The organism is Pontibacillus litoralis JSM 072002, from assembly GCF_000775615.1.
In the GTDB taxonomy this organism is placed as follows: domain Bacteria; phylum Bacillota; class Bacilli; order Bacillales; family BH030062; genus Pontibacillus; species Pontibacillus litoralis.
In genome coordinates, this window is sequence record NZ_AVPG01000049.1 from 1 (window position 1) to 2,607 (window position 2,607).

A 2,607-nucleotide genomic window follows, 5' to 3' on the forward strand; every position below is an offset into this window, starting at 1 on the left:
AATACGTGACCGGTGCTTCCACCCCGGTTGCGCGGGTTCTGGATTGTAATCGCATCGGTCACGATGCGGCTTGTTCCTCGGCTTTTTTTCGGCGCAGCGACTCGCCTTTCATCGTCAGTCGGTAGGCGTTGTGCACCAGGCGGTCGAGGATGGCATCGGCCAGGGTCGGGTCGTTGATCCAGCCGTGCCAGTGCTCGATGGGCAGTTGGCTCGTCAGGATGGTGGAGCGGCTGCCAGCGCGGTCGTCGATCACCTCCAGCAGGTCATGCCGGGCTCCTTCCTCCAGCGGGGCTAGCGCCCAGTCGTCCAGCACCAGGACGTCGACCTTTGCCAGCTGTTGCAGGGTACGGCCGAAGCTGCCGTCGCCATGAGCGATGCGCAGTTGTTCCAGCAGGCGCGGGGTGCGCAGGTACAGGGTGCTATAGCCCTGGCGGCAGGCCTGGTTGCCCAGGGCGCAGGCCAGCCAGGTTTTGCCGGCACCGGTCGGGCCGGTCAGCAGCAGGTTGTGCTGCTGGCGGATCCAGTCGCCACTGGCCAGGGTGGCGATCAGACGCTCGTCCAGGGCGCGTCCGGAGCGGCGGTCGAGATCTTCCAGGCAGGCGTTGGCGTACTTGAGCTTGGCCTTCTTGCGCAGCCGTACCAGGCGCTGGTTGTCACGCCAGGCCAGTTCGCGGTCGAGCAGTAGGCCGAGGCGTTCATCGAAGCTCAGGCTGTGGCTGGCCGGCAGCGTCCATTGCTCTTCCAGGGCGCGGGCCATGCCGTCCAGGCGTAGCTGGTGCAGTTGATTCAGGGTGTGTTGCGGCATCATCGAACAGCTCCTGTTGCGGGGGTTGGTAGTAGTCGGCGCCACGGACGTTCTCGTGGTCGCCGGGTAAGGTCGTTTCGGCGGCACGCTGGGGCAGCGGCTGTTGATCCAGGCCTTGCTGGAGCAGGTTGCGCACGCTGCGCCCGGTGAAGGCGCGCAGGTGTACGGCACGTTCGGCAGCGGCTTCCAGGCGTGCATTGCCATAGCGCCGGGCCAGCGAGAGCAGGCCGAGGCAGGCGCGGTAGCCCATCTCCGGGTGCGGCTTGTGGGTCAGTTGGTGATCGATCAGTTGGCGCGTGTAGGGGCCGATCCGCTCGCCCCAGTCGAGCAGGCGTTGCGGCGTCCACTCACGATGCGCCTGGTGCGCTGCGGGCATGTGTTCGCGCTGGGTACTGTAAGCGCCGCGTCGCCCCAGCAGCAGGTGGCTGGCCACCCGCCGGTTGCCATGCAGCACTTCCAGGGTGTGTGCCGTCAGTCGCACGTCCACGTTCTGCCGGGCCAGGGCGGAGGGCACGCTGTAGAAGCTGCCATTGACCTCGATGTGGTAGTCGATGCTGACCTTGCAGCGCTTGAAGGTGGCGACCTCGTAGGGATGCACCGGCAGCGCTCGCAAGGCCGGGCGATCCAGACGCTCGAACCAGTCGCGCCGGCAGCCATCGAGCCGCTTGAACGGGCGCCGATTCAGATCCTCCAGCAGCTCGGCGATGGCCTGGTTAAGCGCATGCAGGCTGAAGAACTGCCGATGGCGCAGCCGCGCCATGATCCAGCGCTCGACCACCTGCACCGCCACCTCGGCCTTGGCCTTGTCCTGAGGCTTGCGTGGCCGTGCCGGCAGGATCACCGTCTGGTAATGACGCGCGCACTCCAGCGTGGCCCGGTTCAGGCCCGGCTCGTAGCGATCCGGCTGGGCGACCAGGGCGCGCGGATTGTCCGGCACAACCATTTCCGGCACGCCGCCAAAGTAGGTCAGAGCCTGGCCCAGCGAGGTCAGCCAGTCCACCTGGGTTTCGCCTGGCGTCGCGCAGGCATAGGTGTAATTCGAGGCGCCCAGGGCGGCGACGAAGATGTGCGCCCGGCGCACTTCGCCGGTGGCCGGGTCGACCACCGGCAGCGTCGGCCCGGCATAGTCGATGAATAGCTTCTCGCCCGCACGGTGCAGCTGACGCATCGAACGTTTGAGCGTCTGGGCGTAGCGCCGGTAGTGCTCGACGAACTGGGTGTAGCGGTAGGTCGGCTGGCCCGCATGCGCGGCGAGATATTCCTCCCACAGCAGCTGCAAGGTCACGCCCTTGCGTCGCAACTCGCGGTGGATGCTCAGCACATCGGGCAGCACTCGCTCACCGCGCGGCTTGTTCGTCGACGTCGGTGCAAACAAGGCGGCCGCCAGCGCGGCCTCGTCCATGGCCACCAGCGCCGGCCAGTCCAGCCCGGCCACCCGCGCCGCCGCGATGTACTTGCTAACCACGCCCTTGGACAGCTGCAAGGCACGGGCAATCTTCTCGTGGGACAAGCCGGCCTCAAACTTGAGGCGCAGACATTCTTTGATGTTTCGCATGGCTACTCGCGGCGCCGCCATCTTCCTCTCCCGAAATCGGTCGAGGATGGCGGCGCATCAGGTCATGCGCAACGAAGGGGAAGGCTTTCGCTAAGTCGTGACCGGCGATTTCGGTAAGCCGTGACCACCTGTTTCGGAACAGGCGGAGAATCGGTCACGTTGCTACCGAAATGAGCGGTCACGCGTTAGCGAAATGAGCGGTCACGATCAACCGAAACGGCCGGTCACGGTGCTCCGAAATCCGCAG

The 2,607-nt window shown here is 66.1% G+C and carries 2 protein-coding genes; both read right to left on the reverse strand.

Annotation, left to right across the window (positions count from 1 at the left end; all coding sequences use genetic code 11):
- Positions 1-58 precede the first annotated feature (58 nt).
- Positions 59-808, reverse strand: a complete 750-nt coding sequence (gene istB / locus N784_RS15565; protein WP_003460139.1) for an IS21-like element IS1474 family helper ATPase IstB — start codon at positions 806-808, stop codon at positions 59-61.
- The gene (gene istA / locus N784_RS16465; protein WP_024360721.1) at positions 696-2,381 is read right to left on the reverse strand and encodes an IS21 family transposase; all 1,686 of its coding nucleotides are present in this window, start codon (positions 2,379-2,381) and stop codon (positions 696-698) included. Before istA ends, istB begins: the two co-directional genes overlap by 113 nt.
- Positions 2,382-2,607: the final 226 nt, after the last annotated feature.